Source organism: Desulfitobacterium sp., from assembly GCF_034927245.1.
Classification (GTDB): Bacteria; Bacillota; Desulfitobacteriia; order Desulfitobacteriales; family Desulfitobacteriaceae; genus Desulfitobacterium_A.
Map to the genome: position 1 here is coordinate 35619 of NZ_JAYFQK010000050.1, position 26890 is coordinate 62508.

At 44.9% G+C, this 26890-nt stretch carries 29 protein-coding genes; 6 read left to right on the forward strand and 23 right to left on the reverse strand.

Translation table 11 applies throughout. The features are described from left to right. Window position 1: 1 nt before the first annotated feature. The 6 genes from VB077_RS12270 to VB077_RS12295 all read right to left on the reverse strand — a co-directional run bounded on the left by VB077_RS12270 (window position 2) and on the right by VB077_RS12295 (window position 4744). Window positions 2–883 (reverse strand): prephenate dehydrogenase, encoded by an 882-nt coding sequence (locus VB077_RS12270; protein ID WP_323415537.1) that lies wholly within the window; start codon window positions 881–883, stop codon window positions 2–4. Beyond that, window positions 883–1911, reverse strand: a complete 1029-nt coding sequence (aroF, locus tag VB077_RS12275) for a 3-deoxy-7-phosphoheptulonate synthase (RefSeq protein ID WP_323415538.1) — start codon at window positions 1909–1911, stop codon at window positions 883–885. The genes VB077_RS12270 and aroF overlap by 1 nt, the downstream gene beginning before the upstream one ends. Before the next feature lie 64 nt (window positions 1912–1975). Further along, window positions 1976–2338, reverse strand: a complete 363-nt coding sequence (gene aroH, locus VB077_RS12280) for a chorismate mutase (RefSeq protein ID WP_323415539.1) — start codon at window positions 2336–2338, stop codon at window positions 1976–1978. Then, the gene (locus VB077_RS12285; RefSeq protein ID WP_323415540.1) at window positions 2331–2771 is read right to left on the reverse strand and encodes a HutP family protein; all 441 of its coding nucleotides are present in this window, start codon (window positions 2769–2771) and stop codon (window positions 2331–2333) included. The genes aroH and VB077_RS12285 overlap by 8 nt, the downstream gene beginning before the upstream one ends. Before the next feature lie 197 nt (window positions 2772–2968). Beyond that, window positions 2969–3442 (reverse strand): hypothetical protein, encoded by a 474-nt coding sequence (locus VB077_RS12290; RefSeq protein WP_323415541.1) that lies wholly within the window; start codon window positions 3440–3442, stop codon window positions 2969–2971. Between the two features lie 42 nt (window positions 3443–3484). Then, window positions 3485–4744 carry an NAD(P)/FAD-dependent oxidoreductase gene (locus VB077_RS12295; protein WP_323415542.1) on the reverse strand — a complete coding sequence of 420 codons (1260 nt, stop codon included), beginning with the start codon at window positions 4742–4744 and terminating at the stop codon, window positions 3485–3487. Between the two features lie 151 nt (window positions 4745–4895). On the opposite strand from VB077_RS12295, the gene VB077_RS12300 reads away from it, so the two are divergent. Both VB077_RS12300 and VB077_RS12305 read left to right on the forward strand, forming a co-directional pair. After that, on the forward strand, window positions 4896–5180 hold the full coding sequence (locus VB077_RS12300; protein ID WP_323415543.1) for a carboxymuconolactone decarboxylase family protein: 285 nt from the start codon (window positions 4896–4898) through the stop codon (window positions 5178–5180). A 3-nt stretch (window positions 5181–5183) separates the two neighbouring features. Continuing rightward, a complete protein-coding gene (locus tag VB077_RS12305; protein WP_323415544.1) occupies window positions 5184–6053 on the forward strand; it encodes a phosphatase PAP2 family protein in 870 nt (289 codons plus the stop codon). A gap of 38 nt (window positions 6054–6091) precedes the next feature. Here VB077_RS12305 and VB077_RS12310 read toward each other — a convergent pair whose 3' ends face one another. The 5 genes from VB077_RS12310 to VB077_RS12330 form a co-directional block, all read right to left on the reverse strand. Then, on the reverse strand, window positions 6092–7117 hold the full coding sequence (locus VB077_RS12310; protein ID WP_323415545.1) for a 4Fe-4S dicluster domain-containing protein: 1026 nt from the start codon (window positions 7115–7117) through the stop codon (window positions 6092–6094). Between the two features lie 68 nt (window positions 7118–7185). Continuing rightward, window positions 7186–7896 (reverse strand): FadR/GntR family transcriptional regulator, encoded by a 711-nt coding sequence (locus VB077_RS12315; RefSeq protein WP_323415546.1) that lies wholly within the window; start codon window positions 7894–7896, stop codon window positions 7186–7188. Window positions 7897–8061: 165 nt separating this feature from the next. Beyond that, the gene (locus VB077_RS12320) at window positions 8062–8760 is read right to left on the reverse strand and encodes a FadR/GntR family transcriptional regulator (RefSeq protein ID WP_323415547.1); all 699 of its coding nucleotides are present in this window, start codon (window positions 8758–8760) and stop codon (window positions 8062–8064) included. 89 nt (window positions 8761–8849) lie between these two features. Beyond that, window positions 8850–10502, reverse strand: coding sequence for a lactate permease LctP family transporter (locus VB077_RS12325; RefSeq protein ID WP_323415548.1), 1653 nt, complete (start codon window positions 10500–10502; stop codon window positions 8850–8852). A 378-nt stretch (window positions 10503–10880) separates the two neighbouring features. Further along, entirely contained in the window at window positions 10881–11345 is a 465-nt protein-coding gene (locus tag VB077_RS12330) for a hypothetical protein (RefSeq protein ID WP_323415549.1), read from the reverse strand. Window positions 11346–11491: 146 nt separating this feature from the next. On the opposite strand from VB077_RS12330, the gene VB077_RS12335 reads away from it, so the two are divergent. Then, window positions 11492–12007 carry a hypothetical protein gene (locus tag VB077_RS12335; RefSeq protein ID WP_323415550.1) on the forward strand — a complete coding sequence of 172 codons (516 nt, stop codon included), beginning with the start codon at window positions 11492–11494 and terminating at the stop codon, window positions 12005–12007. Window positions 12008–12023: 16 nt separating this feature from the next. Here VB077_RS12335 and VB077_RS12340 read toward each other — a convergent pair whose 3' ends face one another. The 6 genes from VB077_RS12340 to ytfJ form a co-directional block, all read right to left on the reverse strand. Continuing rightward, window positions 12024–12767 carry a pseudouridine synthase gene (locus VB077_RS12340; protein WP_323415623.1) on the reverse strand — a complete coding sequence of 248 codons (744 nt, stop codon included), beginning with the start codon at window positions 12765–12767 and terminating at the stop codon, window positions 12024–12026. A 77-nt stretch (window positions 12768–12844) separates the two neighbouring features. Then, window positions 12845–14290 carry an ArnT family glycosyltransferase gene (locus VB077_RS12345; protein WP_323415551.1) on the reverse strand — a complete coding sequence of 482 codons (1446 nt, stop codon included), beginning with the start codon at window positions 14288–14290 and terminating at the stop codon, window positions 12845–12847. Continuing rightward, a complete protein-coding gene (locus VB077_RS12350; protein ID WP_323415552.1) occupies window positions 14275–15042 on the reverse strand; it encodes a glycosyltransferase family 2 protein in 768 nt (255 codons plus the stop codon). Before VB077_RS12350 ends, VB077_RS12345 begins: the two co-directional genes overlap by 16 nt. A gap of 48 nt (window positions 15043–15090) precedes the next feature. Beyond that, window positions 15091–15630: a spore maturation protein gene (locus VB077_RS12355; RefSeq protein WP_323415553.1), complete on the reverse strand. Its 540-nt coding sequence runs from the start codon at window positions 15628–15630 to the stop codon at window positions 15091–15093. Next, complete coding sequence (locus tag VB077_RS12360; RefSeq protein ID WP_323415554.1) at window positions 15627–16208, reverse strand: nucleoside recognition domain-containing protein; 582 nt, start codon at window positions 16206–16208, stop codon at window positions 15627–15629. Before VB077_RS12360 ends, VB077_RS12355 begins: the two co-directional genes overlap by 4 nt. Window positions 16209–16362: 154 nt before the next feature. Continuing rightward, window positions 16363–16824 (reverse strand): GerW family sporulation protein, encoded by a 462-nt coding sequence (gene ytfJ / locus VB077_RS12365; protein WP_323415555.1) that lies wholly within the window; start codon window positions 16822–16824, stop codon window positions 16363–16365. Window positions 16825–17124: 300 nt separating this feature from the next. Here ytfJ and VB077_RS12370 point away from each other — a divergent pair, with 300 nt between their 5' ends. From VB077_RS12370 to VB077_RS12380, 3 genes are read left to right on the forward strand one after another with little or no spacing between them, the layout of a single operon-like run. Continuing rightward, window positions 17125–18075: a hydrogenase small subunit gene (locus VB077_RS12370; RefSeq protein ID WP_416337058.1), complete on the forward strand. Its 951-nt coding sequence runs from the start codon at window positions 17125–17127 to the stop codon at window positions 18073–18075. After that, window positions 18076–19629, forward strand: coding sequence for a nickel-dependent hydrogenase large subunit (locus VB077_RS12375; protein WP_323415557.1), 1554 nt, complete (start codon window positions 18076–18078; stop codon window positions 19627–19629). A gap of 35 nt (window positions 19630–19664) precedes the next feature. After that, window positions 19665–20531: a C-GCAxxG-C-C family protein gene (locus tag VB077_RS12380; RefSeq protein ID WP_323415558.1), complete on the forward strand. Its 867-nt coding sequence runs from the start codon at window positions 19665–19667 to the stop codon at window positions 20529–20531. Window positions 20532–20580: 49 nt separating this feature from the next. Here VB077_RS12380 and VB077_RS12385 read toward each other — a convergent pair whose 3' ends face one another. The 6 genes from VB077_RS12385 to VB077_RS12410 all read right to left on the reverse strand — a co-directional run bounded on the left by VB077_RS12385 (window position 20581) and on the right by VB077_RS12410 (window position 26748). After that, complete coding sequence (locus tag VB077_RS12385; RefSeq protein WP_323415559.1) at window positions 20581–21231, reverse strand: DUF2953 domain-containing protein; 651 nt, start codon at window positions 21229–21231, stop codon at window positions 20581–20583. Window positions 21232–21324: 93 nt separating this feature from the next. Next, entirely contained in the window at window positions 21325–22128 is an 804-nt protein-coding gene (locus tag VB077_RS12390) for an MBL fold metallo-hydrolase (RefSeq protein WP_323415624.1), read from the reverse strand. Between the two features lie 65 nt (window positions 22129–22193). Beyond that, window positions 22194–22757 (reverse strand): SMC-Scp complex subunit ScpB, encoded by a 564-nt coding sequence (gene scpB / locus VB077_RS12395; RefSeq protein ID WP_323415560.1) that lies wholly within the window; start codon window positions 22755–22757, stop codon window positions 22194–22196. Between the two features lie 3 nt (window positions 22758–22760). Next, a complete protein-coding gene (locus VB077_RS12400; protein WP_323415561.1) occupies window positions 22761–23537 on the reverse strand; it encodes a segregation and condensation protein A in 777 nt (258 codons plus the stop codon). Window position 23538: 1 nt separating this feature from the next. Next, window positions 23539–24192, reverse strand: coding sequence for a site-2 protease family protein (locus tag VB077_RS12405; RefSeq protein WP_323415562.1), 654 nt, complete (start codon window positions 24190–24192; stop codon window positions 23539–23541). Then, window positions 24193–26748: a CBS domain-containing protein gene (locus VB077_RS12410; RefSeq protein WP_323415563.1), complete on the reverse strand. Its 2556-nt coding sequence runs from the start codon at window positions 26746–26748 to the stop codon at window positions 24193–24195. Between the last annotated feature and the right edge of the window lie 142 nt (window positions 26749–26890).

Here is a 26890-nt window from a genome sequence, read left to right on the forward strand (position 1 = left end):
TTTAACCTCCTAAACCCATTCTTACTGAATGTGCCTTGCGAAATGCGCCGGCAATTTCTTCACCATTATTTTGCTCAAGAGAAGCCCTGAGTTCATTCAGTTTTCTCTGCCAAACATCTAACGAGGCCAACACTGCCGGAGCATTGCGGATGAGGATTTCCTGCCACATTTCCGGGGAACTGTCGGCAATCCGGGTCATTTCACGAAAACTCCGCCCCGCAAGTTCAATCGACGATGTTTCATTGGGTGACTCTTCCAAAATAGCCAGAGTTAAGGCCACTGCAAATAGATGCGGAAGATGGCTCACCAAGGCTACTTGGCGGTCATGTTCCTCAGGTGTACGCAATACAACTTTAGCCCCAATTTGGCGGAGGAGCGCTTCCATCTTGTCCACAACCAGTTGAGGGCAAGTCGAGCGAGGAACAAGAACATAGGGAAAATTTCTGAACAGCTCTCCATTCGCCGCTTGTACTCCCGACTTCTCTGATCCTGTCATAGGATGTCCGCCGATAAAATATACATGTCTTCTCTGAATATCACTCTGACATACATCGGTTTTGACACTCCCGACATCGGTAATAATAGCTCCCTCGCCCACGCGCTCAAGAACTTGTTCTAATCCTTGATTTATAAGCTGGATTGGCAGGGCTAAAATCACCAGATCGGCCTCAATCTTCTCCGGCCACTGCGTTTGACCTTCTTGAATCCAATTCTGAGATTCTGCCCAACGCAAGCTTTCGGATTGTTTATCAAGCGCACTTACCTGCCAGCCCAAGCGCGACAACGTAGCCGCCCAGGACCCTCCAATCAAACCCAGTCCAATAACCCAGGCCTGAGGTTTTCTTTTCCCCAGCCAACCCGGTGAAAAAAAAGGATCCTCCATTACTGTTCTCCCCCTTTGAGAGGACGTCCCAGAACATTAGCAATCTGACTCAATTCCGTCATCATTTTTTGGAAGTTCGGAAGAGTTAAAGACTGCTTTCCATCAGAAAGAGCCTTTTCAGGCTGCGGATGAACCTCAATAATCAATCCGTCCGCTCCCGCTGCAAGGGCAGCCTTAGCCATAGGAGCAACGAGCTCCCAGCGCCCCGTACCATGACTCGGATCAACAATGACCGGCAGATGAGAAAGACTGTGAAGTGCCGGAACCATGCTGAGATCAAGCGTATTGCGCGTATAATTTTCAAACGTACGGATTCCCCGCTCACAAAACATGACCTGAGTATTGCCGCCATCCAAAATATACTCTGCAGCCAGCATCCACTCTTCTAAAGTAGCGGATGGGCCCCGCTTCAGCATGATCGGTTTATCTGTTTTTGCCACTTCTTTGAGAAGATTAAAGTTCTGCATATTACGTGCCCCGATCTGCAGGATATCGGTATAGGACGCAACAAGCTCCACATCCCGAACATCGACAACCTCGGTGACTACGGCCAGGCCGGTTTCTTCCCGTGCTTCGGCTAAAAGTTTAAGACCCTCTTCCCCCAGCCCTTGAAACGCATAAGGTGAGGTTCTCGGTTTAAAAGCACCGCCCCGCAAAAATGTAGCTCCCGCAGCTTTGACCGCATGAGCCGTTTCGAGAATTTGCGAACGGCTTTCCACACTGCACGGTCCGGCCATGACGTGAACCTGAGAACCCCCGATTTCGTGCTGCCCGATTTTTATCACCGTATCTGTCGGATGAAATTCACGACTTACCAATTTATAAGGTGCAAGAATGGGAACGACTTTTTCGACCCATGATAATGCTTCCAGATCTAATTCCTTCAAACGGCTCCGATCCCCTACTGCTCCAATAATCGTTTTTTCAACGCCTTGAGAAAGATGAACCTTGAAACCTTTTTCACTCAGTCTCTCCGTAATTTCTTGGATTTCTTTCTCACGCGCACCTTTTTTAAGAACAATAATCATCTTTATCTACCCCTTCCTACCATCCTACACATAATAAAACACAATCTAATAAGTTCATAGGCACTTAACTGTTCTGCAGATCCTGACGCAATTGAACTGCCTTATGTAAATAAACATGGCGTACTTCCTCTTGCGTTTTCTCGGTATTAACATGAAGTAAAACGCGGATACAAAAAGGCAGTGATCCCGGTACGGGAATCTCCGTACAACACATCAACGGGACACTTTGCCAACCAAGCTTCCGGGCCGCCGCGGCGGGGAAAGCAGCATTCAAATCCAGGGTAACCGTAAATAGAGCACTGACAATATCCTCTACTTTGAGGGAATTTTCTTCAATGATCGTCTGCAGCATTTCCCGGGTAGCGATATCAATTTGTTCTGCAGTATTTTCTTCGACCGTTGTCGCTCCGCGAATCCCTCTAAACATGTCTTAATTCATCACTCTCTCTCGGTGCAGCGCGGTGCCCAAGCCCCACGGCGACTTCATCTAAGTGCAATAATCCCACCGCAAAAAATACGGCGACACTCAGATGTTCATTACGCCGAGCAATTCCGATTTTTCCGCCGATATTCAGGCCCATGGCCTTAGGCATGATTTGACTAAGCGCCTCACGAGCCGCCCCCGCAACTGCCCCTTCGTCAACATGCGTTTCCAGAATTACCCCTTCACGCTTTGCAGCCACGACTGCACGTTCAATAATCTTTTTCGCAGCGGTAATATACTCACCGCCATAATCCACGGCAACCGTTTTAATCTGTTGTTTGGCAAAATCCCCTTTAAGATGAGCCTCTTCCTCACGGCTTTCTGTCATTGCCATGCGGAGTGCTGCCTCAGCGATTTTTTTACTTTCTGCATTCATACTAATCCTACCTTTCGGAACCGTTTAAACGAAGAAAAAGACCCCGAACAGCGGCGTCTTTTAAACCCACATCCACCGTAGCACCATCCTTCCCTATATGTTTTCCCATTCTTGATAATTTCCCGGTATACCACCCATTCTACAAAACATAACCCGTGGTTATGTTGATAGCATTATAGCCTTTCGGGCCCTATTTTTCAAGGTGAAACACGAACGTTCTGTACATTTTTTTCAACAACGAAGCTCTGATTTAAGCGCGGTTCGTGAAGTTTCGGATCCCGGACTGTAACCTGTACACGAACAATTTGGGAACAAGCTGTTCCATCGAGCTGCACTGTTCCGGACTGAGCAGGGATTGCAAGTTCTCCACGGGTTAAAGTTCCAAGCAGCTTCCCATTTTGAAGCACGCGGACAGGAGCTGCCGGCGTTGCCTTCAAGGTAATATTCCAGGTCTGCGGTGCGGTTTTATTCTCAATTTTCTCGGGAGCTGTAACTTCCGACATGGATTGAACCGCAATCGGAGGCGCTTCGATCTTCTGTGCCATTGCCATATAAAAATCAACAGGATCTCGAACCAGTCCCAACCCAATTTGGGCTACGACTAAAAGAGCGCTGGCTAAAACCAAAAAACGGATTAAACTACGTTCCAGCGTGGACTGAATACCGCGCATACATGATCACCTCAAAACCAGTGTATGCGCCATTATTCTAAATCAGACCCCATCCATAGCATACTTTGCGGCTGCCTGGCCGGCACGATAGCCCATAGCAAAAGCCGCTTGCAAGTTATATCCCCCGGTTACTCCATCGACATCCACAACTTCTCCTGCCCAATACAATCCGTCAATACGTTTTGAAGCCAACGTTTTGGGGTTAATCTCTTTAACATCCACTCCACCGGCAGTGACAATTGCCGATGCTATAGGCAGTGTCCCGGTAACGGTTAATTTCAAGCATTGCATGAGTTGAACCAGATGTTTACGTTCCTCGCGGGTAACCTGGTGGATAACACGTTCAGGCGGAATTTGCGAAAGCTGAATCATCACCGGAATTAAACTTTGCGGCAGAAGTTCATCCAGGGCATTTTTGAATTGTTTATTGCTGAATTTCTGAAAATCTCTCTGCAGCCTGAGATCCAACTGTTCCGAAGTTAAGGCCGGCTTGAGGTTAATCTGTAATTCAACCCTTTCTCCCCTGAGGAGCGCTTCTCCCGCCCATCGGCTGAGGGTAAGAATAATCGGACCCGAAATTCCAAAATGGGTAAAAAGCATTTCGCCGAATTCGGTCCTTTGTTTTTTTCCTCCATACCATAAGGAAGCTTCGACATTGCGAAGCGATAATCCCTGTACTTCCTGAACCCACTTTTCCGCTGTTCTGAGGGGTACTAAAGAAGCTCGCGGCGGGATGATGCGGTGACCTAACTGTTCGGCAAAACAGTAACCATCCCCTGTCGAACCTGTTCCCGGATAGGAGCTTCCGCCGGTACAAACAATTACCGCACCCGCTTGGAGCAGTGTACCGTTTGTCAGCTTAACCCCTTCAACCTTTCCATCCTTGGTAAGAATCTCTGCAACCGTGTGATTCGTCTTTAATTCCACACCAGCTTCATTAATGAATTCTAATAGGGCTTGGACGACGGCTTCCGCATCATCGGATACGGGAAATACACGTCCTCCCCGCTCCACTTTCGTTTCGACACCATACTGCGCCATAAACTCTCTTAACCTTACATTATCGAATTCCCGTAAAATTCCCGTTAAAAATCGACCGTTACCCGGGTAATGGTCCATAAAATCTGTGACATTTTCGGCATTGGTGATATTGCAGCGCCCTTTTCCGGAAATGGCAATTTTACGCCCCGGCATTTCTTTCTTTTCAAGGAGCAGCGCCCTTGAGCCTGCCTTAGCGGCTTGACCGGCTGCCATCAGACCGGCTGCACCCGCACCGATAACAATTACATCTTTTGCACGCATATGAATTCCTTTCTATGAATAGCGACAACTACTTCTGTAGATATTTCCAATATTTTATCATACTCTTCTTCATGGGTAAAATTCACGGCTATTTTGCCCCGTCTTATTCTTTATGCTATAGTAGTTATAATCTAATTGCAGGAGGAAAACTATGGAGCTCGATACTCGCACAACCTTAATTGTACAGATTTCCGCCGCTGTAGCCACAAATGCCCTAGCCGCTTTGCGCAGCTCAGTGACAGATGCCAAGGCGCAAGGGATTTCTTCCGAGGAAATCCGTCAAATTGTGAAAATTGCCCAAGACGTTCAGGAACAGCCACAGTCTCATGCCCGTCATTTATTGGATCAGCTCCTTCGCGAACCTGTCCGTAACCCCCAAAAGCCGACCCCTGATCACGTTCATGGCCCAAATTGCAACTGTGGACACCACGCCTAAATTATGCTGGAATTCTATGCCCTGATACAAGGGTTCCATAATCCTTTTTGGGATGGATTTTTCATTCTTCTCAGTTTTCTGGGAAACGTCCCCATCTACATCATTCTTTTTGCCATTCTTTTCTGGAATGTCGATAAACGCTTTGGCTTTCGGTTAGGGGTACTTCTTCTTTTTTCAATGACCGTGAATTCGTGGCTTAAGGACTTATTTCACTTTGCCCGTCCCATTGGGCAAGAGGGAATTCGTTCCCTCTATCTTTCCTCCGCCGGCGGGTATGCCTTCCCCAGCGGACACAGCCAGGCCGCCGCTACTTTCTATCCCTATCTTTTAACCCGTTGGAAGGATCTGCGCTGGAAAATCTTCGCTGCTTTTATGGTATTAGGAATTGGTTTCTCACGCCTTTATCTTGGGGTACACTGGCCGGGAGATGTTCTTTCCGGATTAACCTTGGGATTGATCATTGTCTTTGGGTTTATTCATATCGATCAACGACTATTTAAGATCCCTTTTACATTGATCCAAAAATTAACCATCTCACTCGTCCTGCCCCTGCTTGCTCTTCTCTTCTATCACACGACCCAAGGCTTTCAACTGGTTGGTTTTATCATCGGCTACACGTCAGGCTATTTTTTAGAAGATACCTATTTGGATTACCAAGAACGGACGCATTTTTTACCTTCCCTATATAAATTTCTCCTCGGCACGACTTCTCTCCTAATCTGGCTTCTGCTTTGCAGGCCGCTTACTGATTTTTCAATCGCTTTCAATCTTCCGGTATATTTTCTGGCAGGTTTCTGGACCTCTTTTGGGGCTCCTTACTTTTTTCGAAAATTCGGTTGGGAAAACAATGCTCAAAGGGCCGCTGAACAATGATTTTCATTCACTGTTCAACGGCCCTTTCGTTATGCGTTTTACGTTAAAGGTTGAAAATTAGGATCGCTTGTCGCACATGCTATGCATAAGGGCGGCTCTTGATTATCAAATACTTGCCTTCCGCACTTTATGCAATAACGATATTTTCCCTGATGAAGAAGAATCTTTCCTGTGAAAAGTTTAAAGGATAATCGCTTATTTTCCATAGTCAGCGCTTTAAAACGGCAAACGCTCACACAACGCTGACAGCGCACACATTTAAATGGTTCGTAAATCAACGTTAATTCGTCATGGCTTTCTTTCTTCGTAAGGGCTCCTTGCGGGCAAATTGCCGCACATACCCCGCAATTGGTACAACCTTCCCCTATGTTCAAAGCAGGAAGGGGGAGTATTTCATTCTTTGTTTCCCAGGATTCAACGAAGAACAGCCTTGAATGGGGGATCGGATAAGCCTCGTCCGAAGTCATTCCCGGGAACATTTCCTCAAGTTTCTCCCGGCCTAAATTTCGCCAGCCTGTTTTTTCCGATTGGGAAGAAGGCGCTATCTTTTTATTTAACGGCAAAGACTTACTCTTTCCGTCATCGGGGGCAACCGTTATCACAACAGGAGAATGGTCCGGCCAAGACTTATGCACCTCGGTAAACATTTTAACCCCTTGTGCACAGGCTTTTTTATCCGGACACCTTGAACATTCCCCGGTCGTGATTTCCACCTTTTTCTTCTGTGCCTCAAGCATTAAAGCCATCCATAAATCTTGATCCATGACTCCCAGACAGGGAATCTCAAAGCCTGTAGGAATGGCCTGAGGACAATTCAATTGAATCTGCTCGGCAGTACTCAGGTAGTCATATAACTTATCCGAATCGTGATCAACTATGCCATCACTGGGGCAAATTGCCGTACAAGCCCCGCATTCGGTGCATAACTTCGCTTTTATGTCATAATCTTTCGTAATCGCTTGATGAGGACAGTTATCAATACATAACCTGCATGGGGTTGCAAACGGTTTCTTATTATTAAGGCAATTGCCGCGGTGATAAACGAATTGACATGTATTAAACATAATCCACCTCTATAATGTAACTTTATACATCTCAATTCGATTAAACTTACTTAATTCCTTCACAAATGTTACTCAATATGGGAGTTTAATTCTTCCTCAACGCCGCTTAAATGTTCTAAAATATATTCACTCGCTTGTTTAGGATCCTTCCTCTTGATGGCTTCATAGATTTGTGCATGCTCAGAGTACAAAATATTCGGGGTATACTTTCCTTGGTAAAGCTTTTCCCGACTGGTTTTAAGCATTTGCTGCATCATATCTGAAATTGCATCCATAATAAGGATCAGTATTTTATTATCCGTTGCTCGTGTAATCGCATAATGGAATTGGAGATCCGCCTTTTCACCGCCTAATTCAGGATTTACAATCTCCTGGCGCATATTTTCCAACGCATCTTCCAGTTCACGGAGATCATCTGCCTGAGCCCTTTGGGCGGCCAGTTTAGCTGCCTGAACCTCAAGAATCTTCCGAACCTCTAAAAGTTCCTGAACTGTCCCTTTCTCAATGGACAACATCCATGCTAACGGGGCAATAACCGACTCGGGTTTTAATCTGCGCATAAAAGTACCTTCACCGCTTCTTACCTCTAATAACCCCATCATTTCCAAAGCACTTAGAGCTTCGCGAATCGAAGCGCGGCTAACCTTTAAACGCTCCACTAAATCTCGTTCAGAGGGAAGCTTATCCCCGGGTTTAAGTTCGCCGCGTACCACAAGCTCCCGAATCTGTTCAACAATTTCTTCATAAATTTTACGGGTCTTAATAGGTTTTAGTTCCACTACTAATACTCCTCCGCTTATCTGATCCTCTTTATATCATTTGGAATCGATTCATGTAATTAGTTTAACATGCTAATCTTCGAAATGCTATAAACATTTCGATTTATTCAAATTGACCTTCTTTTATATTATTTTCGTATTTTCTAATAACTTTTAGTAAATTTTTTATACCAAATAACTGGCTTCAACTCCCGCAAGGTGTGCAAACATACGCTCAGATGCTTCCGAAGGTTCTTGTTGCCGTATTGCTTCATATATCAAAGCATGTTCTTTATAAAGTCGTTCCGGCATATCCTTTCCTTCATAAAGCTTGCTCCGGCTGACTTTCAAGGTGCGTTCCATTGTATCTGACAGGGCACTCATTAAATGAATCAGAATCTTATTATGAGTTGCCTGGGCAATAGCAAAATGAAAACGTTCATCCGCATGTTCCCCCAGTCGTACCTTCTGTAAATCCTGGTACATTTGTTTAAGCGCTTCTTCTATATTTTGCAAGTCTTCCGGATTCGCCCGTTGGGCAGCAAGTGCAGCCACTTGAACTTCAAGAATTTTACGGACTTCCAAAAGCTCAAGCACAGCGTCCTTTTCCATATAGAGAACCCATGTTAAAGATGACATCACCGATTCAATGTTGACTTGTCGAATATAGGTTCCCTCACCGGTTCGTATTTCAAGCAAACCTAACATTTCAAGAGCACTGAAGGCTTCTCGAACAGAGGCTCGGCTGACCTGCAAGCGTTCTGCCATATCACGCTCGGAGGGAAGGCGATCCCCGGGTTGCAGTTCACCGGAGGTTATAAACTCTCTTATTCTCTCCACAATTTCTTCATAAATCTTACGAGTTTTGATCGGTTTAAGTTCCATACAAAGATTCTCCTTCTTATATTGTCAGAATATAATGGGCTGTTCACTATAAACATAGTGGAACAGCCCAAACAATGCAAGAGGTTTATTTAATTAGCAACAGCGGCCAGCGTTGGAACGATGCCGGGGAAAACATAGGCTTCAAGTGCTATGATAATGATAACCCCAGCCAAAAGAACAAAGGAATGTTTTAAAGTAAAGCGGAAAAGATCAGATTCTTTACCGACCAGCGAAGTTGCAGCAGCTGCAACGGCAATCGATTGAGGTGAAATCATCTTCCCTACGACACCGCCGGAACTGTTGGCAGCGACCGTAAGCACAGGGTTAGCTCCGATTTGCTCAGCCGTAACTTGTTGAAGTTTTCCAAACAAAGCATTGGAGGATGTATCAGAACCCGTTAGGAATACACCCAACCATCCAAGAAGCGGCGAAAGGATCGGGAACGCTTTACCGGTCGAAGCGAGTAAGAGACCCAGTGTAAACGAAAGTCCGGAATAGTTTGCTAAATAAGCAAATCCTAGAACAGAGGCGATTGTTAAAATTGAGTATTTAAGTTGATTTAAGGTTTCACCGAAGACTTTAAGTCCTTTTTTAGGAGAAACACCGAGAATAAACATACTGATGATCGCTGTGATGAGAATAGCAGTACCACCTGAACTAAAGAAATCCCATCTATAAGAAGCAGCGTATACGGCGGGCTTGGCTACGATTGGAGCCGCTTTATAAACTAAACCGTCTAAGCCGGGCCAATGGGCGATATTAACAAACCATCCCATATCCGTCACCCAAGCTTTGAAGCTCGGTGTTCCCCAAACCGCAACCATTACGGTTAAAATAATGAACGGAGACCAAGCCCTGAGCGTTTGACCTGCTGTATAGTGTGTTTGTTCAGCAGAAACTTTTTCATTGGGAAAATGGAATTCATGTTTAGGTTTCCAGAATTTTAAGAAGACGGCTGTCGCAATCAGAGAAATGAGTGAAGAAATAATATCCGGCAAATAAGCTCCAAGATAATTTGAGGACAAAAATTGAGCTAATGCGAAGGATATTCCTGAAACCAGGATTGCAGGCATTACTTCTTTAGCGCCTTTCCAGCCTGATATGAGAACAACCAAATATAGAGGGATAAGAACGGATAAGAACGGAAGCTGACGGCCAATTGCTTGAGCAATAACAAAGTCTCCCATACCCGTGACAGCTCCTGCCGCAACAATTGGCGCACCGATCGCACCGAAAGCTACGGGAGCAGTATTTGCAATTAAGCAAATTCCGGCGGCGTATAAAGGTTCAAAACCTAAACCGATTAAAAGAGCTGCCGTAATGGCGACCGGAGCTCCAAATCCCGCTGACCCTTCCAAGAATGCTCCAAAGGAAAATGCCACGAGCAAAGCTTGAATCCGGCGGTCATTGGAGAGTGAAGCAATAGAACTCTTAATCACTTCGAAGTGACCGGAGGCGACCGTTAAATTGTATAAGAAAACAGCCGTCAGTACAATCCAAGCAATAGGAAATAATCCATTAACCACACCTAATCCAACAGCAGATAATGCTGTTCCAACAGGCATCTTATATACAAGAACAACGTCAACCAATGTAATAATGAGGGTCCAAATTCCGGCAACATGGCCTTTCATTTTTTTAACCGCTAAAGCCCAAAACAAAAATAAAATAGGAATTGCTACAACTAGGGAGGTAAGAGCTAAGCTGTTACCAATGGCAGCATAATTATGAGTCCATGGCATATAAAGAACCACCTTTCTCCTCTTCTGCTTTTATTGTTTTTACTTTTTGTTTTTGCTTTCTTTGTTTTGTTTTTGTCTAAAATGAATACCCCTATTATCTTCGGAGCATGGACTTAAACTATAAGTATTCATTCCTCCATTTCTTGTCTCTATAAAGATGTTGTATGCATACTTGGCAGTCAGCTTGTCAGACCGTTTAGCCATATACATAATAATCTAAATATTAGAATTAGGCAATAGATTAGCTTTATAAATAAAATTTTCACAAAACACTCCTAGAAATTGTTAATGCGTGTAGTTTCGCGCACAAAAAAAGGGGCTGTTTTGCGACACAGTCCCCTTCTTATTTCATGACTTTACTTCCGCCTCAGCGGTCTTTTAGCTTTGGTATTTCAACTCTAATTTCTTAACTTCTTCATGTATCATTTGATGGATTCGGAATAGAAGACGCTCCGCATCTAAGCGATAGATATTTAAGTACTCCGGACTTAAAAACTCAATCTTCCGAAACTCCGGTTTCAAAACAAGGGGTAACAAATCATCTAAATTTTCCAAACGCAAAGTAAGTATCACCGGGGCATAAGCCGTTTCCTTATTGCGGCGTCCGTCAAATTCGTTGACTGTATAGATATCAAGACTCAAATCAAATTCTTCAATCACAATTCCTTGGAGAGGAATATTTCTCAATAAGGCGACTTCTTGTTCTCGCGTTTGTTCAGCCATTTCCTCTTTACTTTTGCCCCCAAAGAAGAAGCGGCCCGTTTTCCCTACTCCCTTAAAATCAAGTCGTACGCGCACACGCATATGTTCTGTCAAAACTTCGTCGCCAATCTTTATTTTCATCAGCATCTCTCCATGTTTAAGTTCGTTAACCTAAAATTCGTCATTCTAATTCTATTCTCCTGCAATACGAAGGTGTAACGTCGTATTTTATGGATATACTAGTGAAGATTAGTCTATCAAGAAAATGACAACAAGGGGGATAAAGGATGACTACTCGATCTGTCATAGCGATTTTTAAAGGGCCGCAGCAAACAAAAGAAGCTATCGAAGAAATCCAAGGCGAATCTCTTGCCAACAGCTTTATTTCGGTCTTGGTCCGAAGCGAATATTTACACCAAGGAAATATCAAAGAAGAACTGGCCAACGAATTAGCCTATCATCCTGCGGAAATCAATTTTGATCTTTTTAATGCTTGGCTTGTCCAAGCTCCGCCGATAGATATTCCGAACCTCGGCGAATGTGTCATAGCCGGTCCTTTGGCCAATGATTTACTTCATCGTCCGCACGATCAAGGATTGGGGGAAGCCTTATTGGGTTATGGTATTTCCGAAGAACGTGCGCGTCACTATGAACATGAAGCCCGGAGCGGACATTTTCTCGTTCTGATCCAAACCGAACAAGAAAAAGTCAATTCCGTAGCCAACGCCCTGCAGAAATTTGGGGGACGAGATATCGAAAAATGGAATAAGGAACTCGACCACCCTACCTACAGCAGACACTAAAGCAGATACGCACATACTAAATTAATTGAACCGCTCGCCGTAATTCTTGAACTTCCCTCTCACTCAATGCACGATACTTTCCTTGGGACAAGCGGGGAGTTAATTCAAGCGGACCAAAGCGGATTCTCTGGAGCATAAGAACCGGATAACCGACCTTAGCAAACATACGCCTGACTTGCCGGTTTCTGCCTTCGTGAATCGTAATATCAACAAGATAGAGTGAGCCCTCACCGGAACGGGAGACTTCCCGCACTTTGGCGGGGGCTGTTTTTCCGTCCTCAAGAACAACCCCTTTTCGCAGTTGATTCAATGCCTCTCCCGTTAATTTCTCCTTAACCCCGACACGATACGTTTTCTCCACACCATAACGAGGATGCATAAGGCGATTCGCTAATTCTCCATCATTTGTCATAAGGAGAATACCGGATGAATCATAATCTAAACGTCCAACCGGATATACTCGCTGGGGAACCTCCCGCAGCAGATCAACAACGGTTTTTCGTCCTTGAGGGTCCTTGGCGCTTGTAATAACACCGGTCGGTTTATGTAAGATATAGTAAACTAAAGTCTCTGCAGGAACGGCAACCCCCTTGCCTTGAACGGCAACCTTATCCTCAGGCTGAACCCGTGTTCCAAGGACTGTTACTACTTTGCCATTTATTGTGACCTGACCCTCAAGAATCATTTGTTCAGCCTGCCGCCGCGAGGCGATTCCGGCGTGAGCCAATAATTTCTGCAAACGCACTCCTTTGGCACCGATCGCATCATCAAGTTTATCTTCTTGATCATTAGGTCTTTCTGTTCTCTTCACACGTTTTCTCCACTTCTCTGTTTTATTCACTCTTCTTTGAGCTGATAGACACCCGGGGCGATTTCGGGAAAATGGGCCCGAACTTTATTGAGAAACTCAGGACTTTGTTTAGTGTTTGGCAGTTCGATAAAATAATCCCCCGGAATTCCGGTAAGCTCCTGCCAAGGCTCTTTATTTTTAGAAGGGTCCAGACGGTAACCGACTCTGTGTGCATAGTAAAACGTCATGGGCGGAGCATCGCTGAGAATCAGGATACTCCCTTGCGGCGTAGCATCACGCAGCCATAGGGCTTGGGTAAGATATTGCTCTTCCCAAACATACTTTCTCTCATTAGTCAGAGTACTATTAACCAACAACAAAGACAAGACAAGTATTCCGATAACCGCCCCCGGAGTTTCTTTAATTTTGACAAGGGCCTTCCCCGCCAGAAGAGCAACAGGCAGCATCACCGGTACGAGATAATAATCAAGGGAAATTCGGGTACAAATAATAAAAATATAGGCTAAGCTAATTATACACCAAAGGAATAATCCATATAAAGTTTCCTTCTCATTCCTATTGCTCTCCGTCTTTACTGCTTTTAAATTAATTCCGGCGATCTTAAGAAATAGGAAAGCGAATTCAAGCCCCGCTAAAACTAAAACAGGAAATCCAATTCCTTCACGCAGATGATCCGTTAGCTCAAACCAAAATAATCCCGTTGTTTCAACGACTTGCCCGGTAACGATCCCGGAAACATACTGACTATTGTGAGTCGCCCCCGCATGGACCCAGCTGTAATAAAGCATGGGAGGAAAGAGGGCAATTCCGGAATATAGAATCAGCCGGCTTATATTCTTGTTCAAGGGCCAAAAACACATCATTACCGCAACCGGAAAAATCATAAGCTGAGGAAGCTTAGCTAAAATTGCTAAGGCCATCATCAACCCCGCTCCCACAAGCCGCAGCCGTCCGGGTTTATCCTGCCAATGGATGAGAACATTCAAAGCCCAGACCGAACACGCCTGGGCAACCGGTTCCGGCATCACAACTCGTCCATAATAAACGGTTAGGGGGGCAAGCGCATAAATCGCCGCAGCCCAAAAACCCACCGGCTCGGAGAAACACTTTTTCCCAAGCACAAAGGTTCCCCAAATCGTCAGTAAGGAAAATAGGATACTCCAAACCCTGCCCCAGAGATCAGACCAGCCGAACCAAGACCACGTCCAGGCCAAAAGATAGGGTAGAAAAGGGAATTCCAGCTCCACTTTTTGAGGAACCATTCCATCATAGCTTAACGTAGGAAACCAGACCTGAGGAATATCCGAAAGTTTACCCAGCATATGATAGGCCATGCTTGCTGTATCCGCTTGTCTCCAGCCCTGATCATCTAAAAGCGGATTATGGATTCCTCTCAATCGCAGCAAAGCCCCCGCTACGAGAATCATCAGAAAAAGCCAGCGCATCGGGGATTGCTTTATTCTTCCACCCATTCTACCGAGCTCCACGCTCCTTTTTTTAATCGATAGATCAGCGTAAAGTACCCTTTTATCGTTGACGCGATTTTCATTTTACTTTTTCCCTGTTTTTTTTCATAATGTAAAATTAATGGAACCTCAGCGATACTATGACAAAACGGAACTACTTTTACGAGCAGTTCAACCATTGCCGAAAAGTTCCGGCTTTCCATCAACTGATCTCCATAATGGAGATAGGCGCGTTTCAGAACCGAAAGTCTATAAGCCCTGTAACCACAAGAGTAATCTTTCACCTCCGGAATCGGAAAAAAGAATGTCATAACATGGCCCGCGCCCCAAGACAATAGTTTTCGAAAAGAGCTGAGACCCAATTGCTGTCCTCCCGCGGCATACCTTGAAGCGATGACCAAATCGTACCCTTCGTTTATCTTTTGGAGCAGAAGCGGAATTCGATCCGCGGGATGAGTATTATCCGCATCTAAGGTAATAATAATATCTTGTTCCGCATTCACCGAAGAACCATTTAAAACATAGGAAAACCCTGTCATCAGAGCCCCGCCGAGTCCCTTATTTTCCGCATGGTTGAGGACTTGAATATTCCCTAACCGTTGGGCGTATTCCTCCGCTACAGCTGATGTTTGATCCGTACTGGCATCATTCACGACAAGAATGCGATGAGGTTCCTCTTTCAACACAGAATCAAGATCTTTAAGCAGATCGCCCAAACAGGCTTGTTCATTATAAGCCGGCAAAACAATAAAAAGCATACTACGACCGCCTCCTTTGGTCTCTTCGTAGTATGCGCATTCTTAGCCTTAATAAAACGTATAAAGTACAATCCCAATCGAGGCTATTAAACCGATGACATCAGCCATCAAACCCAACTTTAAAGCGTAGCGGTGTTTCTTAATGCCAACTGATCCGAAATATACGGTCAAAACAAAAAAGGTCGTATCCGTGCTTCCTTGTAATGTGGAGGCAATTCGTCCAATCATTGAATCAGGACCGTATTGGTCAATCAATTGCGTGGCCACGCCAAGGGCTCCCGAACCACTTAACGGACGCATCACCGCAAGCGGAATAATGGCTGTAAGATTAGGATCCAGACCAAAGTATACAAAGACAGGCTGCAAGAATCGTGAAAGAATTTCTAATGCTCCGGAATCAACAAAAACACGAATCGAAACCAGCATACCGATGAGAAAAGGCATAATTTTTACGCCGGTCTTAAAACCTTCTTCTGCTCCCGTAACGAAGGATTCATAAACCGGAACTTTGCGCAGATAGGCAATAATAGGGATAAAGAGCAGCAAAAAGGGTATCGCCCACCGTGAAATCTCAGCAATAAGCCTCATGCTTTACTCCTCCGGCGAATCACAGAATCCACAATAATGGCTACCGTCATGGCACACCCTGTTGCAAAAATTGTCGTACCGATAATCTCTGTGGGGTTGACCGAATTCGCCTTTAGCCGGACTCCGATAATTGTCGCCGGAATCAGCGTGATACAAGATGTATTTAAAGCTAAAAAGGTAATCATCGCCTGACTGGCCACTTCCGGATGGGAATTTTCCTTCTGCAGCTCTTGCATTGCCTTAAGTCCGAAGGGAGTCGCGGCATTTCCTAACCCTAAGATGTTCGCGGTTAAATTCATAATGATTGCCCCTAAAGCCGGGCTGTCCGGTTTTAGGGTTGGAAACAGGCGGCGAATAACAGGACCGAAAAGCCGTGCCAGTCCTTGAATAAAGCCGGCTTCCTCTGCCAAATGCATCAGCCCTAACCAAAGACTCATTACTCCAATGAGGCCAAGGGCAGTCTCTACCCCAAGTTCTGCGGCTTGCATAGCAGATGCTGTCACCGTATCAATTCGTCCATTAATTGCAGCCACGATTATCCCCGTCGCTAACATAAACAGCCAAATCGCGTTAACCATACCCTACTCCCCCTTGTCAAATCTTATGATTGGACAAGAGAGATTAGACCGTTTAATCCATATAGAAAACCGGTACCCATGATTTAATCACTTGTACCGGCTTTAAAGGAACTTACTTTAGATGAAATTTTGACTTCATCTGACGTTTATACGATTAGTCTTTTTCAATAATGATATCCTCTTCTTTCTCGTCGTTTGACTTCGTTTGGGACCCCCTTTTCTTTAAAACGGCCGCAACCTTATCAAACATCCCCGGAACTTCATCGATGATTCGATCCACAATCATATTGTTATCAACGGGCAGCAGTCGAATCTGTCCATGACCCACCACCAGGAAACCTACCGGCTGAACCGATACTCCTGCGCCGCTTCCTCCACCAAACGGTAAAGGGGTAGAAGCCTGTTTGCTTTTGTCATCGTCGTTATTTTTCTCGCCATCCGGCGGCGGAAATTCACTGCCACCCGCCGCAAAGCCGCATGCTACCTTAGAGATCGGAATGATTATCGACCCATCCGGAGCCTCGACGGGATCGCCTATTATCGTATTTACATCAACCATTTGTTGAATACTTTCCATAGCCGTCTTCATTAACGCTTCAATCGGATGATTCCCCATATAAAGTATTCCTCCTTATCACCATCACCGGATAAAAACCGTACATAAATAAAACCTTCGAGCCTAATATGTCCGATTTACAAGATAATATGCACGATTATATTTTCACAAGTCATCAAGAGCTTGTATTTTATAGGAATAACCTATTGTGAGAATAAGAATATAGTATTTTACATATTCGGAATATTTCGCTTAAAATATATATGTGAAAGTTATCTTTAGAACATCATAGCTATAATGAGTAAATTATGTGTACTTGCAATCCTATCATACTGCTATTTTAAAAAAGGGGTGAGAGATTTGAAAAAAGGTCAAAGTTTATCAGAAGTAGGTTATCAACGGCTAGAACGGAAAGGAATATCCAGACGTGATTTCATTAAGCTTATATCCATGACATGCTTAGCTTTTGGTATTGATCCTGTTCTGGCACCCAAAATGGCTGATGCGGCAACCGAAAATCTCGTTAAGAAACCCATCATTTGGATGCAGGGATTGAGTTGCACAGGATGCAGCGAATCCTTGCTCAGCTCACTAGATCCAAGCCCGGAACAAATTTTGCTTGACGTTTTATCCGTAAGATTTCATCCTACCTTGATGGCAGCTTCCGGGTCTGATGCAGTCGATGGTTTAAATGAGTGCATCAAAAACGGAAGCTACATTTTAGTGCTTGAGGGCGCTATCCCGACAGCAGACCCAAGGTATTGCATGGTTGAAAATCAATCCTTCCTCGATTTGTTCAAAAACGCAGCTGCAAAGGCCGAACTTGTCTTAGCCGTGGGTTCTTGTGCCAGCTATGGAGGAATTCCTCGGGCAGGGATTACGGGGGCTAAAGGAGCCAGAGACATTCTAAAGGGTGTAAAACTGGTTAATCTGCCCAGTTGCCCCGTTAAGCCAACTCGGCTGGTTGGAACCCTTTTATATTATTTAAGCAACAATGCGCTGCCCCGTTTGGATGAAGAAGGACGCCCCGTCAATTATTACCGTTATACACTCCATGATAGTTGTTTCAGACGGCTCCATTATGAATCCGGTGAATTTTTACAAGACTGGAATAACCCCGATACCGCTGATTGGTGTCTTTATGAAAAAGGATGCAAAGGGCAAGAGACCTTTACGACATGCGGCGGTGATTTCTGGAATGATGGGGTAAGCTTCTGCGGTTTTGCCGGATCACCTTGCGCCGGCTGTAGTCAACCCGAATATTATGATCAACTTGCCCCCTTATTTCAAAACCCTAAGGAGGTAAAATAAATGGGCACGAAAATCGTTGTTGATCCTGTCACGAGAATTGAGGGACATTTACGCTTGGAGGTCGAAGTTGAAAATGGAATTGTCGTTAACGCCTGGACGAAAGGAACCATGTTTCGGGGCATAGAGCAAATTGTCCAAAACAGAGATCCGCGCGACGCCATTTATATTACCGAACGCGTCTGTGGTGTTTGCATGGGATCGCACGGCTGGACTTCCGCACTGGCACTTGAAGATGCCTTTAAAACGAACTTGCCGCGGGTAGCTCGACTGATTCGCAATCTTCTCGTCGGCTCCCTCTGGCTTCATGACCATGTCCTTCATTTTTATCATCTATCAGCCTTAGATTATCTCGACATCTTGGCCATTAAAGATTACCAAGGTCATGATAAAGACCTTCTGGGAGTAAAGGATAAGATCATGAAGCTGGTTCAAATCGGCGATACGGCCCCCTTCACTCCACGATACCAACCGGATGATTATTCCATAAAAAATCCGGAAATGGTCACAAGTGCGGTCGCGCACTACATACAGGCCCTTAAAATTCAAGGCATAGCCAAAAAGATGTCCGCTATTCTGGGGGGAAAACAACCCCATCAGTCCAGCATCGTTCTGGGGGGAGTAACCCTATGTCCGACTGAGAAACAGCTTGAGCAGTTTAAAACATTGCTTGAGGAAGTTGCTGACTTTATCACTAAAATCTATATACCGGATGTGGAGGCCTTTGCCACAGGCCCGCTTTTGTCTTTGGCGCGCTCCGAATTCGGAAAAGGCCCGGGCAATTATCTGGCCTATGGGGCTTTCCCCATGACAGATTCCGGCGACGGAAAATTGATGGGCGGAGGCTTTATTTCAGAAAATCGACTTCAAAGCCCTCAACCTGTGGATCAAAAAGAAATCACCGAAGCTGTAACATACTCATGGTATCAAGAAACCTCCCCTGCTCACCCCTGGGCGGGTGCTACCGAAGTTGACTTGGATAAAGAAAATGCTTATTCCTTCATCAAAGCCCCAAGATATAATGGCTTTGCAACCGAGGTTGGCCCGCTTGCCAGAATGCTGGTCAGCAAAAACGAAAGATTGCTAACAACAATGCAAAAGTATTCTATGCAGCCGGGTACCGTTACACGCCATCTTGCCCGGGCATATGAAACCGACCTGGTTCTTAAAGCAATGCAGGGCTGGCTGGAAGATTTAGCCCACGAAGTCACCTCCCGTACCTCTGCGACCAAGATCCACGATTCCTCTTCTTGGGAACCTATTGAATCGGGACAAGGGGTGGGTTTGAACGAAGCGCCCCGAGGGGCACTGGGTCATTGGGTAAAAATTGAAGATCATAAAATCAAAAACTACCAAATGGTTGTTCCTACAACCTGGAATGCCTCTCCGCGCGATGAGAACGGAGTTCCGGGTCCCATTGAACAAGCTCTGATTGATACTGAAGTCAACCCAGATAATCCAATAAATTTAGTTCGCGTGATCCGTTCCTTTGACCCTTGTTTAGCCTGTGCCGTTCATTTGTTGACCCCGAGCGGCGGGAAAATTGTAAAACTTTAACGTGACAAAAATAAGAGAAAGGGAGGAACTTAAAAATGTCTGATGAAGGAAAAGAGCTTTCAAGGAGAAAATTTCTACGAGGCGGTTTATTAACCGCCGGGGCAGTGGCCGTCGGAGCCGGTGTTCTTGCACCTTTTGACCAAAATGTCGCCATAGCAAGCCCGACAGACCCAACAAGCACCAACGAACCGATGGGCCTGCCATGGCCGTACACTCCCCTTGATCCGGAAGCAACTAAGGCTTTGGCTTATGAGGGTTACTATGCACGCAAATGTTCCTATGGAGTCTTTTACGCTATTATTAAACAGCTTCAGGACAAAATCGGTTATCCTTATACGATGATTCCTATGGAAATCCTCGCCTGGGGCGAAGGCGGCGGTGCAGGCTGGGGGACATTATGCGGTGCACTCTGTGGTGCCAATACGGCGCTTGGTTTTATCGTCGGGCCTAAGCAAGAAGATATGATGTCAGTTGTGGCCGAAATTCTCGGTTGGTACACAGACTATAGTTTTCCCACGTATTTGCCCCCCGATGATAAGGCTCGTGTCAAGGGCGCGCTTCCCAGCAGTATATCCGGCTCTCCCCTTTGCCACGTTTCAGTTGCTAAATGGTGCGATGTTTCGGGTTTTAAAGCCGAAGGGAAACAACGCAGCGAACGCTGCGGCAGGGTGACCGCAGATGTTGCCGCTAAAACCGTTGAAATCTTAAATGCATGGCATGAAAAGAAGTTTGTACCCGTCTATAAACAACCCGAATCCTGGAATGAGTGTATGTCCTGTCACGGTAAAGGCAAATCCTTAGAAAACGCCAGAGGCAAGATGGATTGTGTCGATTGCCACACCGATGTTAATCCCTCTGATTTATTAAGCCACATTAAAAAAGCGTGGAATATCAAAGATTAAGAAATTCAATTAATCGCCATGCGTGGCACGCTATAGAAAAAGGATGCTGTTAAAGCATCCTTTTTTCGTGCATTAATAATCGCAATAAGTCCAAACCGGCGATCATTATATGTCCGATTCGCAGTTTAAAAACACAACGGCACTCACAAGAAAACCCAGGCTGCCTAAAATTAGGAACCACCGAAAGATGGGGTTGATCAACATCTATTGTGACTTGACAATAGAGCTTCGCTAAGGAATAGCCCAACATACTCCAGATACTTCCGGCTGCAAGCGCCGTATAGGCGGCATCTTTACAGCCGATATTAACCCTCCAATCGAGGAAAGTACAATGAATCCCCTTATATAACTTAACTTTAACCTGATTAAGCCGAGTCAAAATGCTTGGAATTCTTGGCCAGAGATGATAAAAGTAATGTCTCCAAAAGAAACGGAAACGGATGTCGAGTTTTGTATCCTGTTCTTCACCTGTTTCAGTTTTAGCTTCTCCCGATATTTCGAATTCAGGCCCTTTTTCCCACATAAGCCGAGCCGTTGGGATTTGGAACTTAAATTTCCATAGACCGCCGATGGCAGACAAATGGATTTCCAAATGATCCTTTTCTTCCAGCCGGCGATAATAAAAATCCACCGTTGCCCGAATGAAAAAGATTATGACTGATCCCAGTAAACCGGCGAGTAGAAGCGCCAGAATCCGCACGCATATCCCCCCGAACGCTAAAAGATATTTCACTCCTAAAATGCTAGGATTTCCGGCGGGTTTGAATAATATACAAAATTTACTAAGTGGACACTACAAGACAAGCACATCAAGATCGTTGGGAACATATAAGTTCCCGCTATAATATCTCTTTCCCTCCGCGATATATAATTTCTGCCGATCTAAGATATTTTGATCTTCAGTATGCCATAGAACCAAATTCTTAATATTAAGTTGTGCGGCGAGTTCGCAAGTATCCTTAACAGTACTGTGATGTTTTTCATAAGGTTTATATATTTCACGGTCACGATAAAGGCAAAAAGCCTCTCCCAATAGCCAGTCACTATTCTCTACATATTTCCGGCATAAGGGATTATACGGTTCATCTCCCATACAGGTTAAAGTCTTTCCGTTTTTCAATTTAACCGTAAAACCGAATTGTTTAGCCTTCGTGGAATGGATATCATAAAAAGTAAAATCTAAACCATCCAGGCTTTCTTTTTGGCCATCGGCAACAGGGATAAGCATGATCCTTTTCCCGATCATTTGAAGAATATTCGTATCGAGGGTGACTTCCATAAGCGTTTGGATATTCTGAATTAACTCGGCATGACCGTAGAAATTAAGATTTCCCTCATATTTGCCCGAGCGGATAAGCCCCGATATTTTGCGAATAATCCAGAGAACACCTAAAACATGATCAGTATGCCTATGCGTAATAAAGACATTGTGAATCTTAGAAAAAGGAATATCCGCCTTTTCCAGTATCCCTAATATTCCATTGCCGCCGCCTGTATCCACTAAGATATATTTATTTTCTTCCGCTAGGGCAAAACATGTATTATAACACTTTGTCGTTAGTGCATGTCCGGTTCCTAAGACAATGAGTTTTTCGATCTTCGTCTCTTCCATCTTCGTTTTTACCCCTTAGTCTTTAGTCTTTAGTCCTTAGTCTTTACTCCTTACTCTTTATCTAATTCTTCATCTAACTCTTCTCTTGCCTCTTCCCTCATCTTCTCAAAATCCAGTTCCGGCAAATTCTTCAGCGACTTAAGTCCAAAATGGAGTAAAAACTGCTCCGTTGTTCCATAAAGGATCGGGCGTCCGGGGCCTTCTTTACGTCCTATTTCCTTTGTTAAGCCTTTTTCGACTAAAGTTGCCAATGCGCGATCCGATTGGACCCCGCGCAAAAAGTCAATTTCGCCCTTGGTTACAGGCTGCTTATAGGCTATGATGGCCAGAACCTCAAGCGCCGCCCCTGATAATCCCTGAGTCGGTTGGTGATAGAGGGTTTCAATATAATGGGACATCTCCGGTTTGGTTCCCAGCTTAAAACCGCCATTAACTTCAAAAATCATAAATCCGCAGGCAGGGCTCGAATACCGCTGCCGAAGCTCGGACAGCAGTTCTAATATGTCGGGGGAATTCAAATCCAGGATGTTCGCAAGATGTTCAATCGTTAAAGGCTCACCGGCCACAAGCAATAAAGCTTCCAGCCCCGCAATTTCTGTTTCCCGAAACAACATTCTCTACTCTCCTTCAGTGAATTCCCACGCTTTTTCCGTTGGCAACAAATGAATATCCTGTTGAGGAGCACTTTGTTCACAGCGAATTTTCCCCTCTTTCAGAAGCTCCAATAATGCTAAAAACGACATAATCACTTCCATTCGTGAATTGCCTCGAATCAGTTGACTAAAGCGAGTCCCATGCGGATGGAGAATCACCCGCCGTAACACATCGTCCATCATTTTATCAATCGATATCTCATCCGGTTCAACCGTTTTCGTCTCTACGCCTTGCTCAGCTCGCACAATAACATGACTGAAAGCTTCCCATAAATCCGTAAAAGCCACACCTTCGAGAGGGTCTCCCTCTTCCTTGAATTGACTGCGGATCTCGTTAATATCTACTGTTCGGAAATACTTTTTACCGGAGGAAACCTCTAACTCTCCAAGGATCAGGGCAGCTTCCTTAAAGGAGCGATAAGCAATCAAGCGTTCCACTAATTCCTGGCGGGGATCCTCTGCTTCCCCCTCAGCCTCCTCTTTGGGAAGCTTCGGTAAAAGATAACGGGACTTGATATAAAGAAGTTGAGCCGCTAATACAAGAAATTCACTTGTAACTTCCATATCTAAATCATCCATTTGGCGTACGGCGTCAATAAATTGATCCGCTATCTTGGCAATTGGAATATCATATATATCAATCTTTTCCTGTTGAATTAAATGGAGCAGCAAATCCAGCGGACCCTGAAAGGCCGGTAATTCAATATAGGGACCGGGTTTTGCAAGAACTTCTTTTTTCATGTTACGAACCCATAAACGGAGTCAAAAGCGCAATTGCTCCCTTTTGATATAAGATAAACAGTCCACGCATCAGTGGGTAAAGAACGGTATTTAAAATATTGGTAAAAAGAACAAGCATCAGAATGATCATGCCATAAGTCTCGACGACTTGAAGGATATGAGCATAGCGGCCGGGCACAACCCATCTTAAGATAGCAAACCCGTCTAAAGGCGGAATCGGCAGCAAGTTAAAAATTCCTAGGCCTAAATTCATAATCACAAGCGCTCTTAAAATCATTGAAACCATCTGCATCCAACTGGAATTTCCGAACAAAGAGAGAGATAAAACCCAGATGACCATTGCTATAAAAGCAAGCACTAAATTCATCAAGGGTCCGGCAAGGGAAACCAGCATGTGGCCCCGAGTCGGATTCCCTCTAAAATACTGAGGATGAGTTATAACCGGTTTGGCCCAGCCGAACTGGAAAAATACGGCCATTAAAGCCCCGAACGGGTCTAAATGAACAAAAGGGTTCAAGGTAAGCCGCCCTTGGCTGCGGGGAGTCGGATCACCTAACCGGTCGGCAACGTAAGCATGGGCAAACTCGTGAAAAGCAAATCCTATGAGTAAGGCCGGTACATTTGCAATAATTGTCGTTAAATTTAACCCTGACATTTACATCCTCCTTTGCTCCACGAGCCGGAGCACGAATTCATTCTCTTCCTCCGGAGTTTTAATTCTTTGTTCAAGCCAGGCTAAGCGTACCTTCCTCAGGATATTCCCGATTTCCGGTCCTTTGGGTACCCCGAGCTTTTGAAGGGCCTTGCCGTTTACTGTAAGTTTTAGCTGAGCTGCCGCAGCTTCATAATTTGTAACGGCTTTTTGGTAAACAGAATCCAAGCTTAACACATTCCTTATTTCCCTTGAAACCCCGGTCAGCTGTTGATCCAAGACCTCCATCGTTAAGGAAGGCTGATCATCAAGTACGGCTTTGATTTCCATATATTTTACCGTTTCTTTTCTCAGTTCCTTTGTTAACTTTAAGGTCAAGGCAACCTCAATCTGGTGAGTATTAAACGCGGAAACCGAAATAAGCCACCTTTCTTCAAGCGAAAGATTCTCATTCTCGGCAACGCTTGAAAAATTCCAAGGCAATTTCTCGCCAAACCATTCTTCAAGAACCCCCAATTCGACCAAACACTTTCCCATTTTCGGAAACTGCTTTTCACGCAGCATCAGGAGTAACTCCTGCGTAAAACGTTCTGTACTGACTTTCTTTAAAACGCCGGCTTTAAGAGCTGTTGCCACACCCTCCAGTGTCTCCTTTGATATTTGAAAACGATAGCGTTCGGCAAAGCGAACCGCCCGTAAAATGCGTGTCGGGTCCTCAATAAAGCTAAGCTGATGAATAAAACGGATCTGCCCTTGTTTAAGATCCCGCAAACCCCCGTAAAAATCGACGAGCTCACCATAATGTTCCGAATTGATCGCCAAGGCCATTGCATTGATCGTAAAATCCCGCCGGAATAAATCATCCTTTAACCGCGACTCTTCGACCTGCGGCAAAGCCCCCGGATATTCGTAATATTCCCAGCGCGTCCCTGCGACATCTAAATGGGTTCCATCGGGGAATTCAATTCGAGCGGTTCCGAATTGTTCATGGAGCGTTAATTGCCCGCTGCCCAATTCGTGAAAAAGGGATTGAACGAAAATATGCCCGCTTCCCTCGACCACGAAATCCAAATCCTGTGTAGGCGTCAGCAGAAGAAGATCCCGAACAAATCCCCCGATAATATAAACGGAAAATCCTAAATTATCGGCAACCTTTTGGCCGGCCCTTAATAAATTTCGCGTCTTTTCCGGTAAATTCTCTAAGAGATTTAGGATATCTTGGCGCATGGCCAGGCTTCGGTCACGTGTCAATTTAGTCTCTGTCGGAACAGAGCCCCCATGAATTAAACGCAAAACGTCAGAACGTGAGACAATCCCAACCAGTTGATTATTTTCTAAGACCGGGATACGGCCGATGTCCCGCTGAACCATTAAACGTTGGACTTCTTCCCACCCTGCACCGCCATCTACTGTCACAACGTCTTTCGTCATAAACCCTTTAACAGGTGCATGGGCCAGCCCGTGTTTAAGGCCTTTCTCCACATCGCGGCGTGAAATAATTCCAACAAGCTTGTCCTCTTTAACAACGGGAACACCCGTATGGCCATAGCGAAGAAGAATTTGCTGTACTTCTTCGAGCTTTGTCTCCGGCGTCACCGTTTTAACGGGATAACTCATGATGTCGCGGACTAAATGAGGGCTTCGTACGCGTTGCTTAATCTCTTGTCGAAGCTTATCAACCGTCTCTTGGACCGTTGTATTTTTTAATGTTGCCGAGGCTGCTTTTTCATGACCGGCACCCCCAAAAGCCTGGGCAATATGGTTAACCGGTAATCCCCTGCCCCGTGAACGACCAATAACGTAAACCCGATTCTCCATTCCCACCACGAGAAAGAGGGTCTCGGCCTCTTCCATTTCGCCGACACGATGGGCAAGCAAAGCTAACCCCCCAATATAATCCGTGCTGACCGCGGAAGAGATGTATACGGACACCCCCCCAAACCATTCGGTTTGACCGTGATCCGACAATTCATGGAGTAAAGCTTTTTGCTCATCTGTTAATGGTTTGCGCAAATAATTGGAAACGACACTTAAGTTCGCACCCTGTTCCAATAGAAAGGCAACAGCTTTCACATCTCGAACCGTTGTACTGTCAAAAAGGAGACTCCCGGTATCTTCATATATTCCCAAAGCCAGCAGTGTTGCTTCAAAACTGCTGAGCGGGATTTTATTATTCCGGATTTGCTCCACGAGAATTGTTGTACACGCACCCGTATGTTCAATATGCATTCCCGGTTTTATCGGTTCGGAATAGGGATGATGATCGTAGATTTCCACTTCTACGGCTTCCATCTGCTTGAGCGCTTCCACTTCCTTCAGCCCCGCTGCCCGGCTGAAATCATGGGTATCCACTAAAACTACCTTGCTTACCTGTGACCAAGAAACATCCTTAAGTTTTATAAAGGGCAGGTTATCTTTAGCTAAGGTAATATAATCCTGAACATACGAATTCGGTTTACCCTCAACCCCCAAAATACTATTGGGATATATTACTTTGGCAGCAACCATTGATGCTAAAGCATCAAAATCCATTTGCCGATGGGCAAGAATCAAAATCATTTGCCTTCATCCTTAACTCTTCGAAATTGTACACTGTGAATTATCGGATAATAATAATAAATTATATCATTACCTTTTGTAACTAAGCAAAGTTTTGTGATTACTTTCAGTTAGTAAAAAAAAGCCGCCTATTTGGGCAGCT

Excerpts from the sequence above, each read along its gene's own strand:
- VB077_RS12335 (WP_323415550.1), top strand. The coding sequence starts at position 11,492 with ATGACTACTCGATCTGTCATAGCGATTTTTAAAGGGCCGCAGCAAACA.
- aroF (WP_323415538.1), bottom strand. The coding sequence starts at position 1,911 with ATGATTATTGTTCTTAAAAAAGGTGCGCGTGAGAAAGAAATCCAAGAA.
- VB077_RS12345 (WP_323415551.1), bottom strand. The coding sequence starts at position 14,290 with ATGGGTGGAAGAATAAAGCAATCCCCGATGCGCTGGCTTTTTCTGATG.
- ytfJ (WP_323415555.1), bottom strand. The coding sequence starts at position 16,824 with ATGGGGAATCATCCGATTGAAGCGTTAATGAAGACGGCTATGGAAAGT.
- VB077_RS12410 (WP_323415563.1), bottom strand. The coding sequence starts at position 26,748 with ATGATTTTGATTCTTGCCCATCGGCAAATGGATTTTGATGCTTTAGCA.
- VB077_RS12290 (WP_323415541.1), bottom strand. The coding sequence starts at position 3,442 with ATGCGCGGTATTCAGTCCACGCTGGAACGTAGTTTAATCCGTTTTTTG.
- VB077_RS12310 (WP_323415545.1), bottom strand. The coding sequence starts at position 7,117 with ATGTTTAATACATGTCAATTCGTTTATCACCGCGGCAATTGCCTTAAT.
- VB077_RS12330 (WP_323415549.1), bottom strand. The coding sequence starts at position 11,345 with ATGAAAATAAAGATTGGCGACGAAGTTTTGACAGAACATATGCGTGTG.
- VB077_RS12270 (WP_323415537.1), bottom strand. The coding sequence starts at position 883 with ATGGAGGATCCTTTTTTTTCACCGGGTTGGCTGGGGAAAAGAAAACCT.
- VB077_RS12360 (WP_323415554.1), bottom strand. The coding sequence starts at position 16,208 with ATGGTTAACGCGATTTGGCTGTTTATGTTAGCGACGGGGATAATCGTG.
- VB077_RS12285 (WP_323415540.1), bottom strand. The coding sequence starts at position 2,771 with ATGAATGCAGAAAGTAAAAAAATCGCTGAGGCAGCACTCCGCATGGCA.
- VB077_RS12300 (WP_323415543.1), top strand. The coding sequence starts at position 4,896 with ATGGAGCTCGATACTCGCACAACCTTAATTGTACAGATTTCCGCCGCT.
- scpB (WP_323415560.1), bottom strand. The coding sequence starts at position 22,757 with ATGTTGTTTCGGGAAACAGAAATTGCGGGGCTGGAAGCTTTATTGCTT.
- VB077_RS12295 (WP_323415542.1), bottom strand. The coding sequence starts at position 4,744 with ATGCGTGCAAAAGATGTAATTGTTATCGGTGCGGGTGCAGCCGGTCTG.
- aroH (WP_323415539.1), bottom strand. The coding sequence starts at position 2,338 with ATGTTTAGAGGGATTCGCGGAGCGACAACGGTCGAAGAAAATACTGCA.
- VB077_RS12325 (WP_323415548.1), bottom strand. The coding sequence starts at position 10,502 with ATGCCATGGACTCATAATTATGCTGCCATTGGTAACAGCTTAGCTCTT.
- VB077_RS12405 (WP_323415562.1), bottom strand. The coding sequence starts at position 24,192 with ATGTCAGGGTTAAATTTAACGACAATTATTGCAAATGTACCGGCCTTA.
- VB077_RS12350 (WP_323415552.1), bottom strand. The coding sequence starts at position 15,042 with ATGCTTTTTATTGTTTTGCCGGCTTATAATGAACAAGCCTGTTTGGGC.
- VB077_RS12380 (WP_323415558.1), top strand. The coding sequence starts at position 19,665 with ATGTCTGATGAAGGAAAAGAGCTTTCAAGGAGAAAATTTCTACGAGGC.
- VB077_RS12375 (WP_323415557.1), top strand. The coding sequence starts at position 18,076 with ATGGGCACGAAAATCGTTGTTGATCCTGTCACGAGAATTGAGGGACAT.
- VB077_RS12305 (WP_323415544.1), top strand. The coding sequence starts at position 5,184 with ATGCTGGAATTCTATGCCCTGATACAAGGGTTCCATAATCCTTTTTGG.
- VB077_RS12400 (WP_323415561.1), bottom strand. The coding sequence starts at position 23,537 with ATGAAAAAAGAAGTTCTTGCAAAACCCGGTCCCTATATTGAATTACCG.
- VB077_RS12320 (WP_323415547.1), bottom strand. The coding sequence starts at position 8,760 with ATGGAACTTAAACCGATCAAAACTCGTAAGATTTATGAAGAAATTGTG.
- VB077_RS12355 (WP_323415553.1), bottom strand. The coding sequence starts at position 15,630 with ATGAGGCTTATTGCTGAGATTTCACGGTGGGCGATACCCTTTTTGCTG.